The organism is Kitasatospora arboriphila (assembly GCF_039528095.1).
GTDB lineage: Bacteria > Actinomycetota > Actinomycetes > Streptomycetales > Streptomycetaceae > Kitasatospora > Kitasatospora arboriphila.
On record NZ_BAAALD010000023.1, the window covers coordinates 1 to 15,643 of the forward strand.

The following is a 15,643-nucleotide window of genomic DNA, read 5'->3' on the forward strand; positions in this document are numbered from 1 at the left end:
CCTCGATCAGCTCGGCCGCCTTCACGTCGCGGCCCTTGGCGGCGTCCGCGGGCAGCACCTCGACGACGGTGTCGGCCCGGTCGGCCGCGACCACCCGGAGGCGTCCCGCGGGGATGTCCAGGACGACGGCGATCGGGGCGGGGGTGTCGAACTTCTGCATCGTGCGTTCCTTCGGCTTGTTGTTTCTGATGCCGGAAACGCTACGTTGCGTTCATGGATGTGGCAACAAGCCTGTTGCGAAGAAATGGCGTCACTGCAGGTTGATGACGGGAAATCATTGCAACGGTTGCAGGTTGAATGCAATGAGCGCAGTCGACATTCGTTGCAATGGATGGGAAGTGAACGCTATGCGCGGCGCGGGCGGTAAATCGCTGGCGGGCCCGGGCGGGGCTGCACTAGGGTCGCGGATGCGGGCGGCTCCGCGGCGTGCTTCCTTCTCCTTCCTCCTCGAAAAGAACCAGCGTGCCCCCTCTCCGCCCCCCTCTTCCTCTCCCGCCTTCGCATCCCCCGGGGGATTCTCCGTATGACCCGAGTCGCCTCGGCTGACGTCGACGTCGACCTCGATTCGTTCCTGCTCCGCCGCCGCGGAGCCGTCTGTGTCCCGACCGCGGGCCTGCTGCCCGCCGCGGACCCCTGGAGCACCGCCGGCCTGGTCGCCCTGGACGCCGACCTCGCCCAGCGCGGCCACCTGCTCACCGCCGGCCTGCGCGCCGCCCTGGCCCGGCTCACACCCACCGCGCTGGCCGCCGTCGGCAGCGGACTGCTCGCCCGGATCGACCACCGGCTCGGCGCCGACCGCCGGCACCTCACCCTGTTCCACCGGTTCCCGGACGCGGTGCCCGACCACGCGCACATCCTCTACTCGCGCAGCATCCGCGCTTTCCTGCTCAACCAGCCGCGCCAGCCCTGCGCGCACTGCGGCCGGGTCGGCGCCGAGGCGGGCATCGCCGCACTCGCCCCCTGCGCACACCTGCTCTGCCCCGGCTGCCACCACGGCCTGACGGCCCAAGGGCGCGGCGACCGCTGCCCGTTGTGCGCCACCCCGCTCGCCGACGAACCCTGGCTCGGCGAGGACAACCCGGCCGGCCGCAAGGCCGCCGAGGAGTTCGGCGGCGAGCAGACGCTCCGCCCGCTGCGCCTCGCCGAGGGCGAGACCCTCGACGTCGCACTGGCCGAACTGACCCGGCTGCTCGCCCGCCGCACCCCGCTCGACCCGCAGGACCGCGAGGACCTCGCCGCGCTGCTCGCCCTCGCCCCCGACGACCTGGCGATGCGCCTCCCCGCGCAGATCCCCGTCCGCGAGACCAAGGCCGTCGTCCTCACCGCCCTGCTGCGCCGCGACCCGGACGGCGCCCTGCCGGTGCTCGCCGAACGGATCGACACCGCCACCGACGTGCTGCGGCTGCTCTGGTCCTGGTCCGGCGCCGAGCCCGACCTGCTGCCCGCCACCGCCCGGCGGCTACGGCTGCGCAACCTGCCCCGCCCGCTGCGCCGCGGCCTGCTGGCGATCCTCGACGGCCTGCCGCTGCCCTCGCTCGCCGAGGACCTGCGCCGCCACCGCTCCGCCTGGCTGCGTGCCGGCGAACTCCTCCACCCGTACGAGTACCGGAACCGCTACCCGACGATCGCCGCGGCCTTCGTGCTGCTGCGGGAGACCGACCTGCGGGAGCACCCGGTCGGCGCCGGGTTCGCCGAACCGCCGCACCCGCTGCGGGTGGTGGAGACCGGCGGACGCACCAGGCTCGGCTTCACCGGCTTCGCAGGCCGGGCCGAGTCCCGGCTCGCCGCCGTGGACGTCGCCGGCCCGGCCCGCACCCTGGCAGCCCGGCCCGGCGAACTCGCCCGCCGCCTGCACCACCTGCTCCGGGTGCAGGCCGCCACCGCCCCCGGCGAACCGCTGCCCGCGGACGTGCTGCGCACCGTCACCGACGCCCTGCGCGGCGCCGCCCCCGGCCCGCTGCTCGGCGCCTACGGCCGGCTGCGCGGCCACCGCGAACAGGGCGAGCGCCGGCTGTACTTCCCGCGCGGCACCGTCTCCCTGGCGCACGCCCGGGAGGACCACGGCGCCGTCGTCCCGGCCGAACTCGCCCGCCCGGTCGTCGAGTCCGTGGAGACCGAACTGCTGCGGCGGTGCGCGGGGGAGCGCTACGACCTCGCCCTGATCGACGAGGGCCTCGCCGACCTGGTGGTGCCGTTCGCCGAGCGGGCCGCCGCCAAGACCCTGGTCGCCGTCCCGCGCGGCAGCCGGCAGCGCCTGCCCGCGGGCGAGCGCCTGCGGCTGTTCCTGCACTGGATGCAGCCCGAGCACCTGCGGGTGGACCTCGACCTCTCGGTCGCGCTGTACGACGCCGAGTGGCGGTTCACCGGGCTGTGCGACTACACCGAGCTGGTGCACGGCGACCGGGCGGCCGTCCACTCCGGGGACTTCGTCTCCGCGCCGCCGCCGCACGGGGCCACCGAGTTCGTCGACCTGGACCTCGGCCGGCTCGCCGCCGCCGGCAGCCGCTACGCGGTGATGATCGTTTTCAGCTACAACGACGTCGCCTTCGAGCAGCTCACCGACGCCTTCGCGGGCTTCATCCAGCTCTCCGCGGCCGACCGCGGCGTCGGCCACTACGACCCGAAGGCCGTCCGGCAGCGACTCGACCTGATGGGCGACGCCAAGGTCTGCGTCCCGATGATCGTCGACCTGGAGGACCGCCGCTACACCTGGACGGACCTCAACACCGGGGCGGACGGCGGCTTCCACAGCGTCCGCCGGTACAGCGAGGAGGTCGGCCGGCTCTCCAAGGACGTCCTCGACCACTTCTCCCCGGGCAACCGGGCCACCCTCTGGGACCTCGCCGTCGCGCAGGCAGCCGCCGGCGCCGACGAGGTGCTCGTCCGCGGCCGGGACGGCGCGGGGCTGCGCAGCTGGCGCCGCCACGAGGGCGAGCCGGTGGAGGACTTCGCCGCCCGCCTGCGGCAGCTGGTGGGAGCGGACGCCGCCGAGCGGGCCACCGCCACCGAACGCCTGGCCGGCACCCGGGCGTTCGTCACCCTGGTGGACGGCGACGTCCCCGCCCCGGAGAAGCTGTCCGGCTCCGCCTACCGCCTCTACCCGGGCCCCTTCGACGCCGCCCCCGAAGAGGTCGAACGGCTCACCGCCGGCGACCTGCTCGCCCGCGGCCTCTCCTGCCGCGGGCGGGCGCGTCTGGGTCACTTGACGGGGGACCAGACCCGTTCGACCTGCTGGGTACCGGTGCGGGTGCGGTAGGAGCGGGTCCACTTGGTGGTGGCGTCGCGCCGGGTGCGGTCGGAGAGGATGTAGTAGTCCATCTGCACGGCCTGCGGGGTGATGTCGAGGACGCCGTAGCCGTGCGAGTCGAGGTCGACCCACTTGATGTGGCGGTTGGCCGCCTGGATGGCGGCGGCCGCGACCAGCGAGAGGGTCTGCGGGGCGACCTTGAGGAAGTCGTCGATGTTGTCGGAACTGACGGAGGTGACGACGAACTCGGTGGCGACGCTGCCCGAGGCCGGGTAGGTGGCGGCCTCGCTCGGGACGTCCGCGGCCCAGGCCGAGTGGATGTCGCCGGTGAGGAAGACGGTGTTGCCGATGCCGTTGTTCTTCAGGTGGCCGAGGAGCTCGCGGCGGTCGTGGGTGTAGCCGTCCCACTGGTCCGGGTTGATCGCGAGGCCCTCGCCGGGCAGGCCGAGCAGCTTGGCGATCGGCCGAAGCAGGTAGTCCGGCAGCGACAGGAAGGCGACGGGGGAGATCATCACCTCGTTGCCGATGAGCCGCCAGGTGGTGTCGGAGGCGGAGAGACCGGACTTCAGCCAGTCGAGCTGGGCGCGGCCGGTCATGGTGCGGTCGGCGGAGTCGACGTCGCCGCTGCCGACCTTGACCTGCTGGGAGCGGAACGACCGCAGGTCGAGCAGGTGCAGGTCGGCGAGCTTGCCGTAGCGCAGCCGGCGGTAGGTGGTGCCGGCGATCGACGGGCGGACGGGCATCCACTCGAAGTAGGCCTGCTTGGCGGCGGCCATCCGCGCGGACCAGTCGCCCTCGGTGCCGGGGGTGTGGTTCTCGGCGCCGCCGGACCACGCGTCGTTGGCGAACTCGTGGTCGTCCCAGATGGCGACGGTCGGCACGATCGCGTGCAGGCCCTGCAGGTCCGGGTCGGTCTTGTACCTGCCGTGCCGGGTGCGGTAGTCGGCGAGGGTGGTGATCTCGTGCGCGGGGTCGTGCGGGCGGACGACCTTGCCGGCGGCGCAGAACTCGCCGGTCTTGTACTCGTAGATGTAGTCGCCGAGGAAGAGGAAGACGTCGAGGTCGCCGCGGGCGGCGAGGTGGCGGTACGCGGAGAAGTAGCCGGCCTCCCAGTTGGCGCAGGAGGCGACGCCGAGCCGCAGCCGGTCGAGGGCGGCGTCGGCGGCGGGGGCGGTGCGGGTGCGGCCGACGGGGGAGGAGACCCCGCCGGCGGTGAACCGGTACCAGTAGACGGTGTCGGCGGTCAGGCCGCGGACGTCCACCTTGACCGTGTGGTCGGTGGCGGCGGCGGTGGTGACCGTGCCGCTGGCGCGCACCGAGGTGAAGGACTTGTCGGTGGCGATCTGCCAGACCACGTCGGTGGCCGGGCCGGCGCCGGAGCCGGGGACGGCGTCCGGGGTGGGCGTCACTCTCGTCCAGAGCACGACGCCGTCGGCGAGCGGGTCGCCGGAGGCGACGCCGTGCAGGAACTGCGGAGCGGTGGCGGCGGTGGCCGGCGCGGTGCCCGCGGCGATCGGCAGGACGGCCGCGCCGGCGGTGAGGGCGGCGGCCTTCAGCACCCGGCGGCGGCGCGGCCGGGCGGCGGCGGGGGACACGGAGTCGGTGGTCTCTGTCACAGCGTCAGAGGCTACTGGCTGGTAATCAGATGTCCATACTTTGGGACGACTATTCCCTGACTCTTCATGTCCACGCCGCTTCTCCGCAGCTCAGGCCCAACTGGGCCTCTGTGGAGCGAACTTGAGTCTGCGTGGGGACTTCCCATGCCATGTGACGCGTGCAATTGTACATGTCACACCTTCACGGGCAGCGGAGCCGTGCGGATCGCTCCGCCCTGCCCGTCACCGTCAACGGCCGCCCCCACGCGGCCACTTCACCCGGCCCGGAGGCCCCCACGTGCACACCTCCCGGACACCCTCGCCCCTGCGCGCCCTGCGGTGGCTCGCCCTCGCGCTCGTCTGCTGCCTGACGCTCGGTCTGCTGCTCTCCACCGAGAGCGAAGCCGCCCCGAGCACTCCGCAGCACCCCGGCACCACCAGCCGTTCCGGCCCGGCCCCGAGCCCGGCCACCGTCCAGCGGCCCGAGACCGCCCTCGCCCCCGCCGAGGCCGCCCTCTCCCGCCCCGCCGAACGGGCCCCCCAGCCCGCCTACGACGCCGCCGCCACCCGGCGGGACAAGCCCCGAACCGCACCCTCGACCGCCGAACCCCGCAGCGCCGTCGCACCCCGCACCGCGGCCGCCGCCTGCTCGGTCGGCGACTTCACCGGCCGCACCGGCGCCGCCCTCGTCCAGGCCGTGAAGGCCGCCGACACCGGCTGCATCAACACCCTGTTCACCCTCACCGGCACGGACGCCCGCGGCGCCTTCCGCGAGGCCCAGATGGTCTCCGTCGCCGACGCCCTGCGGGACGTCTCCACCGCCTACCCCGGCGACAACAGCACCTCCGCCGCCCAACTGGTGCTCTACCTGCGGGCCGGCTACTACGTGCAGTGGTACCACTCCGGCGACGTCGGCAGCTACGGCGCCGCCCTGCAGGGCTCGATCCGCGCCGCCCTCGACGCCTTCTTCGCCGCCCCGCACTCCCGCGACGTCACCGACGCCAACGGCCAGACCCTCTCCGAGGCCGTCACCCTGATCGACAGCTCCGGCGAGAACGCCCGCTACCTCGCCGTCGTCCGGCGCCTGCTCACCGACTACGACACCCGCTACGACGCCTCCTGGTGGATGCTCAACGCCGTCAACAACACCTTCACGGTGCTCTGGCGCGGCCACCAGTCACCCGACTTCGTCGCCGCCGTCGCAGCCGACCACGGCGTCCTCGACACCCTCGGCGCCTTCGCGACCGCCCACCTCGGGATGCTCGGCGGCGACCGCGGCTACCTCGTCTCCAACGCCGGCCGGGAACTCGCCCGCTTCCTCCAGCACCCCGAACTCCAGGCCGCCGTCCGCCCGCTGGTCAAGGACCTGCTCGGCCGCACCGCGATGACCGGCCCCACCGCCCAGCTCTGGGTCGGCCTCGCCGAGATGGCCGCCGAGTACGACGCCGCCCAGTGCGCCTACTACGGCACCTGCGACCTCGCGAACCGGCTGAAGGCCGCCGTCCTCACCGTCACCCGCACCTGCAGCCCGAGCATCCGCATCCTCGCCCAGCAGATGACGGCCGACCAGCTCACCGCCACCTGCACCAGCCTCGCCGGCCAGGACGCCTACGTGCACGGCATCGTCCGCGACAACGGCCCGGTCGCCGGCGACCGCAACACCACCATCGAGGTCGTCGTCTTCCACTCCAGCACCGACTACCGCACCTACGCCGGAGCCATCTACGGCATCAGCACCGACAACGGCGGCATGTACCTGGAGGGCGACCCCTCCGCCGCCGGCAACCAGCCCCGGTTCATCGCCCACGAGGCCGAGTGGCTGCGCCCCGACTTCCAGATCTGGAACCTCAACCACGAGTACACCCACTACCTCGACGGCCGGTTCGACATGTACGGCGACTTCGCGGCCGGCACCGCCACCCCGACCGTCTGGTGGGTGGAGGGCTTCGCCGAGTACGTCTCCTACTCCTACCGCGGCGCCACCTACACCGACGCCCTCACCCAGGCCGGCAAGCACACCTACCGGCTCAGCACCCTCTTCGACACCACCTACGACAACGCCGACTCCACCCGCATCTACAACTGGGGCTACCTGGCCGTCCGCTACATGATCGAGACGCACCGGGCCGACGTCGACACCCTGCTCGCCCGCTACCGCACCGGCGACTGGGCCGGCGCCCGCACCCTGCTCACCGGCACCATCGGCACCCGCTACGACGCCGACTTCGACCGCTGGCTCGGCAGCTGCACCCCCACCGGCTGCGGCCGCCCCGAGTGCACCGCCCCCGACACCCGCCGCCTGGAGCCGGGCTGCCGCCGCAGCAACCTCGCCGCGCCCACCGGTGACCACCGCTACCTCTACCTGTGGGTCCCGGCCGGCACCGCCCGCCTCACCGTCACCAGCGGCGGCGGCACCGGCGACGCCGACCTCTACTACAGCAACACCAACTGGGCCACCAGCACCGCGTACACCACGCGATCGGCCGGCACCGGCAACGCCGAGACGCTCACCGTGACCAACCCGCCCGCCGGCTGGAACTTCGTCAGCCTGTACGCCAAGCAGGGCTTCGGCGGGGTCTGGGTCGAGACCTCCTGACACCCGCGCCCTCCGGCGCCCGCGCCCGGCCCGCCGCACCCCGGCGGGCCGGGCCCGCCCTTTGCCGGCGCCGTGGGGGATCATGGGAGATCGCACCGTCCCCGAGCACGCCTCCCAGCACGCAGGAGCACCCCGTGGCCCAGATCGTCCTCTTCCACTCCGCCTACGGACTCCGCCCGGCCGTCCACGCCGCGGCCGACCGGCTCCGCGCCGCCGGACACGAGGTGCACACCCCCGACCTGTACGACGGCCGGGTCTTCGACACCGTCGAGGACGGCATGGCGTACAAGGACGAGCTCACCACCGACGAACTGCTGCGCCGCGCCGTCCACGCCGCCGCCCCGCTGCTCGGCCAGGGCGGGCCCGGCCTGGTCTACGCCGGCCTCTCGCTCGGCGCCGCCCTCGCCCAGAACCTCGCCCTCGCCGACACCAACGCGGCCGGCCTGCTCCTGCTGCACGGCACCTCCGACATCCGCGACGACGCCGCCACCTCCGTCGCCGTCCAGCTGCACGTCGCCGAGCCCGACCCCTTCGAGCCGGAGGACTGGCTGAACGCCTGGTACCTGCGGATGACCAAGGCCGGCGCCGACGTCGAGGTCCACCGCTACCGCGGCGCCGGCCACATCTACACCGACCCCGAGCTCCCCGACTACGACGAGGAGGCCGCCGAACGCACCTGGGCCACCGCCCTGGCGTTCCTCGCGGAGCTGGACGGCTGACCGCGGTCGCCGTCTGCTTGTCGGCCGCCTGATCAGAGCCACGCGTGATCGTTCGTATGGAACTTTGCCCTGCCGGGCGTGGCACCTGCGGTAGGCACTGGTTGTTCATGCTGCGCAGTGGGTTCGCCGGGGCCGACGACGGGACCGGCCAACGGCGGCAGGAGTTCGACGCAGCAGCCGCGACCGAAACGGACGGGACCGCGGCAGCCGGATGGCGCCACGGTGGCGACGGATGAGGTTGCAGACGACCGCGAGCAGGCCCGGGAGGAGCGGCCCTCTGGGCAGGAGGTGCTGGGCCGTTACCTGCAGACCGACCGGACTGTCGCGTGCCGCCGGGATGCGACGTCCCTGCGCGGAACCCCGAGGCGGCGACCCTCGGCCGTGCTGTCGTCTCCCTGGCCGCCGCAGTCGTGTTGCCGGTTACCAGGTATGCGATCGGGCCGCCCTCTTCAGCCCAGGGCGGCCCGACCTGTCACATGATCAACTCGTCGGATCGTGGCGGAGCTGCAGGGCTCCGCAGACCACGAATCCGCTGTGGGTCCCGTCCGAGACCTGGTAGGTCCGGTAGTTGTGACGGAACCGCTCGGGAACCTCGACGAAGTCTGCGGCTTCGTCGAGATCGTCGGCCTCGGAGATCACCAGCTGGCGGTAGTCGTGCCTGATCTTCATCGCCAGGACGTTCATGAAGACCACGTCGAGTACCTGCGGCACCGCATCGCGGGCCTCACTGCGCAGCACGAGTGTCCGGTGGGACACCTGGTAACGCCACGGTCGGAAAGACCGATCGATTTGGAGTGGAAGTATCACGGGCCGGTATTCGTTGGCTGGTTCCATCACTACCTCACCCATTCGGGCTCGGGCACCTTCTTACCGTTGAGCCACCAGGTTACGCGGTCCTTGACCGAACGTGGCGCTGCCTTGATCATGGCTAGCTCCCAGCCGGTGAAGTCGCCGTCGGGAGAAATTACGCCCTCGTTCGCCTTGGCCCACGCGGCGGGGTCGTCGATGTGGGTCAGATTGAAATGGATCTGTGTGGTGCTGGTCGGCTTGAGTGCGTCCCTGACCCCGTTCTCCCAGTTCACTACCGGCCAGTGCTTGTAATACGGCGCCTTGACCAAATCCGAGAACTCGTCAATCAGGAAAGGATCGTCATCCGTCCGGGTGAGACCGAGGGCGATCGCGGTCAGGCAGTCCTCGTTGTGGACGAGTACGGATGTGGTGCCGGCCAGCACGTAGTACGTGTGGGCGGTGCTGACCGTGAGGTTGTAGGCGGGCTGCGGGGACGTCCAGTGCCGGATGCCGGTGATCCGGGCGGCCTGGCCGGTCGGGGTCCGGACGGTGTCGTCGGTGGCCAGGTCCGCGGCTTCGAGCCAGGAGTGCCGGTTCTGGGACCAGTAACGGTGGTGGTCGGTGGAGGTGACCGTCCCGCTCGTGCCGTCCGGACCGCTGATCGTGAGTTCTGTGAAGTCGCGGTCCTCGGGCGTGCGGATGGTCGCCGCGACGTTCTGCGCCCCCGTGGTTCCGGTCGCGGGGTCGGTGGCCGTCACCGAGTCGCCAGTGCGGATTTCCTCGATCGGCCGGCTGGTGCCGTCACTCATCAGGACGAGCGTGCCGGCGGGGAAGCTGTTGTTTGGCTTCGTCACGCAGGGGGGCAGGTCGTCGGCTTTCCGGAAAAGCCCCTGGAGGGACTCGCTGATCTTCGAAGCCCGTACCCCCCACTTCTCGAGCTTGACCCCCAGCGCTCCCCACCCGGCGATCGGAACCGTACTGGCGCAGGACAGCGCGGCGTCCATGTAGCCGTCCGAAAGACCCATCTGGGTTTCCATGGTGTAGCCAACACAGTTGGCCAGGCCGGCAGGTACGCCGACGATCGGAAGTGACGAGAGCAAGTCGAGTTCAAGGTGGGCGAGTTGGATCGCCACCTTGAGCTTCTGGTCTATCGGGAGGTTGTTGAAGGCGATGACGCCCCGCATGTAAGGCGGCAGAGCCGACAACATGACGGGATTCCACCCCGGGCCGTACTGCGCCTGAAACTGCGCTGCCTTGGCCTGTGCCAGGGCGTTCTGGAAGATTTCGTTGACGGACTTGGCGTCCTTGCCGGCCTGTTCGGCGACGATCTGTGCGGCCGCGGCAGTGGCATAGGCCTTGGCCGCACTCGTGGCGGCGGCGGTGGCACTCGACTGGGCCCAGACAGCGGAATCGGCGGCCTGGTTCGCGCTGTCGGTGGCCCGCTGTCGGGCCTGGTTCGCCGTCTTTGCGTGCTCGGCGGCCTTCTTGGCCGACGCCTCCGCCTTGTCCGCCGCCTCCCGGGCGTGCTGGGCCGCCGTTGCCGCGTCCGCCGCATCCGTCCGAGCCTGGGCGGCATATTTATCTGCCTCGGCCGTAGCGCTGCGCGCCAGCGCGTACACCCTCAAGGCCTCGCTGGCGCTCTGCCGGGCCCTGGCCGCGATGTCGGCCACCTCCGAGATCGCCTGCGCGACCTGCGACAGGTGTGCCGCGATCAGCTGGTCCTGACGCTGTGCCTGGAACTGGCCGGACTCGATGAACGTGCGCAGGACATTGGGCGGGCTGACGAGGGCGGCTTCGGCTGCTGCTTTGACCTCGGCTCCGCCGTTCTGGGCGAGTTGGGCGGCCAGGACGCGATCGTCGGTCTCCCGTGCCGTGTACTGGCCGGTGGTGAGGAAGTCGACGAGCGCCTTGGGGGTGCCGGCGTTGAGGGCATCGGCGGCGGCCTGCTTGACGCCGGGCCCGCTGTTCTGGGCGATCCGGCTGGCCTCGACCTGGTAGTCGGTGAACGCCGCCTGGTGCTGGCCGGTCTCCACGAACGCGTGCACCTGGGCGGCGTCACCCTTGTACGCGGCCTTCGCCGCCTCGCGCACCGCCTTGTACGGGGTGTCGGTGACGATGTCGTGGATCTGGTCGCGTTCATCGCTGGTGCGGGCGTTCTGCCAGCCGGTGCGGGCGTAGTCGGCCATCGCGTTGTCGGAGCCGGCAAGGGCGTAGGCGGCCGCCGTACGGCTCCAGGGGCCACCGACCTTCATCGTGGCCACGGCCATCCGCCGGCCGTCGGCGACCACTTGGCCGAGGTCCGCACCGGGCTGGGCGGCCCGGGCCGCCAGCGTGACGGCGTCCTGGCCGAGCTTCCGCGCCTCCGCTTGGACCCGGTCGGCCCCGGCCTGTGCCTGCTGGTAGGCGGCGCTCAGGTCCTCGGCGTGATTGCGGCCGGCGATCGTACGCGCAGCGATCTCCTCGTCGTCCGCCTTGCGTGCGGCCCGCTCGATGTCGACGGCCTGCTGCGCGGCCGCGGTCGCGGCGTTCGCTGCGACCTTCGCCGCCTCCGAGTGGATCCTCGCCTGCTCCGTGGCCTGCGCTGCGTCCCCCGCGTGCGAGGTGGCCTCCCGCGCCGCCTGGGCCGCCGCACTCGCGTGACCGGACGCCGACCTCGCGGCGTCCCTCGCCTGCGCCGCCGCCTTACCGGCATCGGACGCCAACTGCGATGCGACGCCGGACGCTCGGGTCGCCTCCGCGGCATACCGGCGCGCCGACGCCGCGGCGGCCTTCGTCTCAGTCGCGGACGCCCCCGCCCGCTCGGCGAGGGTACCTGCCTCGTCCGCGGCCGTCAGCGCCGCGTTCAAGGACCCGGTCAGGCCCTTGAGCGCATCGGCCACCTTCTCCACGGCAGATGCCGCGTTCGTGGCCCGGTTCGCCCAGTCACCCGTGGTGGAGGACATCCGCGCGTAGTACTCGGCCTGATGGATCGTCGCCGCGTCCACCGCGCCCGCCGAAGCCGCCTTCAAGACCTTGCCGGCTGCCTCGGACGCGTCGGCCGCAGCGGAGGCGGCGTTGGTGGCGGTCACGTTGGCGAGACGCGCGGCGGCAGCGGCCTTACGTGCCGCACTGACCGCGGACGCGGCAGCGTCCGCCGCCCGTCGGGTCGCCTCGGCCGCGCGCCGGCTGGCCTCGATCGCCCGCGCCGCATCACCCTGGGCGGCCCGCAGCTCGGCCGCGGCGCGCTCGGCCGCATCCTTCGCGAGCTGGGCTGCGCTGATCGCGCGGTCGGAGGCGTCCTTGGCCGCCGCCGCCTCCTGCTCGGCCTGCTCGCCGGCCACCCGCGCCTGCTCGACGAGCTGCTCGACGCTCGCGAATTCCTGGTCGTGCGAGCGCGCCACGAACTGGCCCACCAGCAGGAACTCGCGGACGTCGGCCATCGACGAGTTCAGCGCCGAAGCCGCGGAACGCTTCGTCGCCGGACCACCCGCGCTCTCCAGCTGAGCCACCCGGACCAGGTCATCCGTGTCGCGCAGCTCGTACTGATCCTTGTTCAGGAACTTCTGAACCTGCTCGACGGAGCCGTTCAGCGCCGCGTTCGCGGCCTCCTTCAGGCCCCGGCCCGCATCCGGCCCACCGCCGATCCGGGTGGCCTCGACGAGCTGGTCCTCCTCGAAGGGCTTCTGCCAGCCGTCCTTGAGGAACGCGTCCAGGTCCTGCGCGTTGCCCGCCAGGGCGTGCTGCGCGGCCTCGCGCAGGGCTCGGCCGCCCTGCGCGACGATCTGCAGGGCGGTCTCCCTGTCGTCCTGCTCCTGGGCCGTGGCCCGTCCGGAGGACAGGAAGGTGCCGATCGCGTCCTGGCCGGAGGCGATCAGAGCGGCTTCGGCAGCCGCCTTGACGGCAGGTCCGCCGTCCTGCCAGAACTGCACGACCTTCCCGCGGTCGGTGGCGCCCAGGCCGGCCGGAGTCGGGTCGTCCGCCACTGCCGGCGCAGTTGACAGCAGCCCGGCCAACAGAGCCAGCGGCAGGACCCGTCCGACACTGCGCGCGCCCAAGAACCTCCTCCCGTGTCCAGCGGTCCGGGATATGTCAAAACGCAAGGAATCCCCCTCATTCGTGAGAGCCGGTCGAACCGGCCGGCGAGGAATCATGGCAAGTCCGGCAAGCCGTAGTCGAATCAACGGCAATCCGTCGGTCAGTCATGTGGCGAATCGTCATGTTCTTTCTGTCGAACCAGCGCTGAGGAACAGTCTGTTGTTGGTGGCCGCTATGATCCGGTGGTTGCAACGGCTCCTCCGCATGCAACAAAAGCGGAAGACCTCATACCGATTTGAAAGTGAGTCGATGGCTCCACGTATACGCCGATGGCTTCCGGCAGCAACTACGGCGTTGGCCGCGGCCGTTCTCGGTGCGCCTGCTCCGCTCGCCGCCGCCTCCGAGCCGGCCGCCAATGCCGCAGCACCCTTCGCGGTGGAGGACGGCGCCTACCCGGGTGCCCAGGAGATCCTGCAGACCACTGGCGCGACGTTGCTCCGCGGTGACGGGCACATCACCCACACCTCGTGCGACTCGCCGCACCAGGTGGCGGTCTGGGGCCGTACTCTGCGGACTCCATTGCACCGCGTCTGCTTCGCCGCGCCGTACTCCACCGGCTACCTCGCGCTGAACGTCCCCGACACGTTCCGGCTGGAGACCACCGGCCGTACCCTGCAGGCCAGCCTCACCACCGACGGCAAGGCCCAGACGGTCGACGTGCCCGCGGACACCGCCGTCGGCGTGGGCGAGGCGGGGTCGAACCCGGCCTCCCGGTCCGTTCTGCTCGAACTGCGCATCACCGGTGCCGTGGCGGGTGTTCCCGCGGGTCCGCCTCCCGAGCACGGAACGCTTCCCGGCCGGACCGACCCGCTCGAGACCATGATGAGGATCACGGTCGGGGACAAGCGCAGCTGCTCCGGCACCCTCGTCGACCCGTCGTGGGTCCTCACCGCCGCGAGCTGCTTCGTCGACAAGCCGGAGCAGGGCCTCGACGTGCCTGCCGGGGCGCCCGCGGACAAGACCACCGCCACCATCTCCCGGATCCGGCTGAGCGATCCTCCGCTGCCGTCCACCTACGACGTCGTCGAGCTGGTTCCGCGCACCGACCGCGATCTCGTGCTGGCCCGCCTGGCCACCCCGATCCGCGACGTGACACCCATGCAGATCGCGACTGCCGCCCCGGCGGCCGGGAGTCTGCTGACGGTCGGCGGCTTCGAGCGCACGGCCGACGACTGGACCCACGACCTCGGCCGCAGCTCGGTGATGCAGGTCGGTACGGTCGCTCCGACCGGCATCGACCTCGCCCCGAAGTCCACGGATCCGGGCCCCGGCAACGGACCGGTCTGCAAGGGTGCCGCCGGCGGCCCGGCCGTGAAGGGCATCGACCTGACCCCCGACGCCGCCGTCGGCCAGCACCAGTACCGCTACGAGCTGGTGGCCGTCAACAGCCGGTCCTGGCAGAACGGTTGCCTCGACTCCAAGGAGACCGAGCACAGCGGTGCCTACGACACCCGGGTCGACGACCTCGCCACGTGGCTGCAGGACAAGGCCGGCATCTACCCGGCGTCCGGTTACACCCCCGTCACTCCCACCCGTGTGATGGACACCCGTTCGGCCGGCGGCCGCACCTGGGCCCCGGTGGCGGGGCAGGGCGGCAACGAGAAGGTGCTGAACCTCGGTCCGGACAGCACCGGCCCGTTCAAGCTGCCGCAGGGCGCCAGCGCGGTGGTCCTCAACGTGACGGTCGTGAACCCGTCGACCGCCGGCTTCGTCGCGGTCGAGCCGAACGACAAGGCCAAGCCCACCACCTCGTCGGTCAACTTCGCCGCGGGCCAGACCGTCGCGAACCTGGTGACCGCGCCGGTCGGCGCGGACGGCAAGGTCTACCTGTGGACGACCACCAGCGACTTCGACGCGATCGTCGACGTCGCCGGATACTACAGCCCGACCTCGCCGAACAAGTACGCCCCGAAGACTCCGGTCCGCCTGCTGGACACCCGCTCGGCGGGCGGCCCGCTCGGCCCGGGTGCCACCAAGGACGTCCAGATCACGGGCCAGAACGACATCCCGGCCGACGCCACCGCGGCCGTGGTGACGCTGACGGCCGTCCAGCCCACCGCGGGCGGCTTCTTCATCGCGCACCCGACCGGTGCGACCCGCCCGAGCACCTCGAACGTCAACTTCACGCCCGGCGCGATCATCTCCAACCAGGCCATCGTGCCGATCGGCGCCGGCGGCAAGATCAGTCTCTTCAACTCCGGCGGCAACACCAACGCGATCGTGGACCTGGTCGGCTACTACAGCCCCAGCGCCACCGAGCTGTTCCACCCGACGAGCCCGAGCCGTCTGCTGGACACCCGGCAGAACAGCGGTGCGCCGCTCGCCTACGGGCAGGTCACGACCATCGGCAACCTGCCTGCCACCGCGGACGCCGTGGTGGTGAACGCCACCACCACCGGCAGTGACGCCGACGGGTTCTTCACCCTGTTCGCGCACGGCACCACGCGCCCGACGTCCAGCTCGCTGAACTTCTCGGCGGGCCAGAACCTCTCGGTCCACGCCACGGTCGCCACCGGTGACAAGCAGATCGACCTGTACAACCACGCCACGCACAGCCACGCCATCGTGGACCTGACGGGCTACTTCGCCAAGTACTGATCCGGCGACAGCACGCCGGAGGGCC

7 protein-coding genes and 1 pseudogene are annotated in these 15,643 nt (G+C 71.7%); 4 read left to right on the forward strand and 4 right to left on the reverse strand.

The features are described from left to right. Window positions 1-160, reverse strand: a pseudogene (locus ABD353_RS40710) (DUF4097 family beta strand repeat-containing protein); the annotation flags it as partial. A 363-nt stretch (window positions 161-523) separates the two neighbouring features. Here ABD353_RS40710 and ABD353_RS14390 point away from each other — a divergent pair. Then, a complete protein-coding gene (locus ABD353_RS14390) occupies window positions 524-3,256 on the forward strand; it encodes an MXAN_6230/SCO0854 family RING domain-containing protein (RefSeq protein ID WP_344623963.1) in 2,733 nt (910 codons plus the stop codon). Here the strand turns inward: ABD353_RS14390 and ABD353_RS14395 are convergent. Continuing rightward, the gene (locus ABD353_RS14395) at window positions 3,199-4,863 is read right to left on the reverse strand and encodes an alkaline phosphatase D family protein (RefSeq protein ID WP_344623964.1); all 1,665 of its coding nucleotides are present in this window, start codon (window positions 4,861-4,863) and stop codon (window positions 3,199-3,201) included. The two genes, ABD353_RS14390 and ABD353_RS14395, sit on opposite strands and share 58 nt — an antisense overlap. Window positions 4,864-5,140: 277 nt before the next feature. Between ABD353_RS14395 and ABD353_RS14400 the strand changes: the two genes are divergently transcribed. Both ABD353_RS14400 and ABD353_RS14405 read left to right on the forward strand, forming a co-directional pair. Continuing rightward, entirely contained in the window at window positions 5,141-7,438 is a 2,298-nt protein-coding gene (locus tag ABD353_RS14400) for a M9 family metallopeptidase (protein ID WP_344623965.1), read from the forward strand. A 134-nt stretch (window positions 7,439-7,572) separates the two neighbouring features. Further along, window positions 7,573-8,157 carry a dienelactone hydrolase family protein gene (locus tag ABD353_RS14405; RefSeq protein ID WP_344623966.1) on the forward strand — a complete coding sequence of 195 codons (585 nt, stop codon included), beginning with the start codon at window positions 7,573-7,575 and terminating at the stop codon, window positions 8,155-8,157. 480 nt (window positions 8,158-8,637) lie between these two features. Here ABD353_RS14405 and ABD353_RS14410 read toward each other — a convergent pair whose 3' ends face one another. Continuing rightward, complete coding sequence (locus ABD353_RS14410; RefSeq protein ID WP_344623967.1) at window positions 8,638-8,913, reverse strand: hypothetical protein; 276 nt, start codon at window positions 8,911-8,913, stop codon at window positions 8,638-8,640. Window positions 8,914-8,993: 80 nt separating this feature from the next. Next, window positions 8,994-12,980: a polymorphic toxin-type HINT domain-containing protein gene (locus tag ABD353_RS14415; protein WP_344623968.1), complete on the reverse strand. Its 3,987-nt coding sequence runs from the start codon at window positions 12,978-12,980 to the stop codon at window positions 8,994-8,996. Between the two features lie 334 nt (window positions 12,981-13,314). Between ABD353_RS14415 and ABD353_RS14420 the strand changes: the two genes are divergently transcribed. Next, on the forward strand, window positions 13,315-15,618 hold the full coding sequence (locus ABD353_RS14420; protein ID WP_344623969.1) for a trypsin-like serine protease: 2,304 nt from the start codon (window positions 13,315-13,317) through the stop codon (window positions 15,616-15,618). Window positions 15,619-15,643 lie beyond the last annotated feature (25 nt).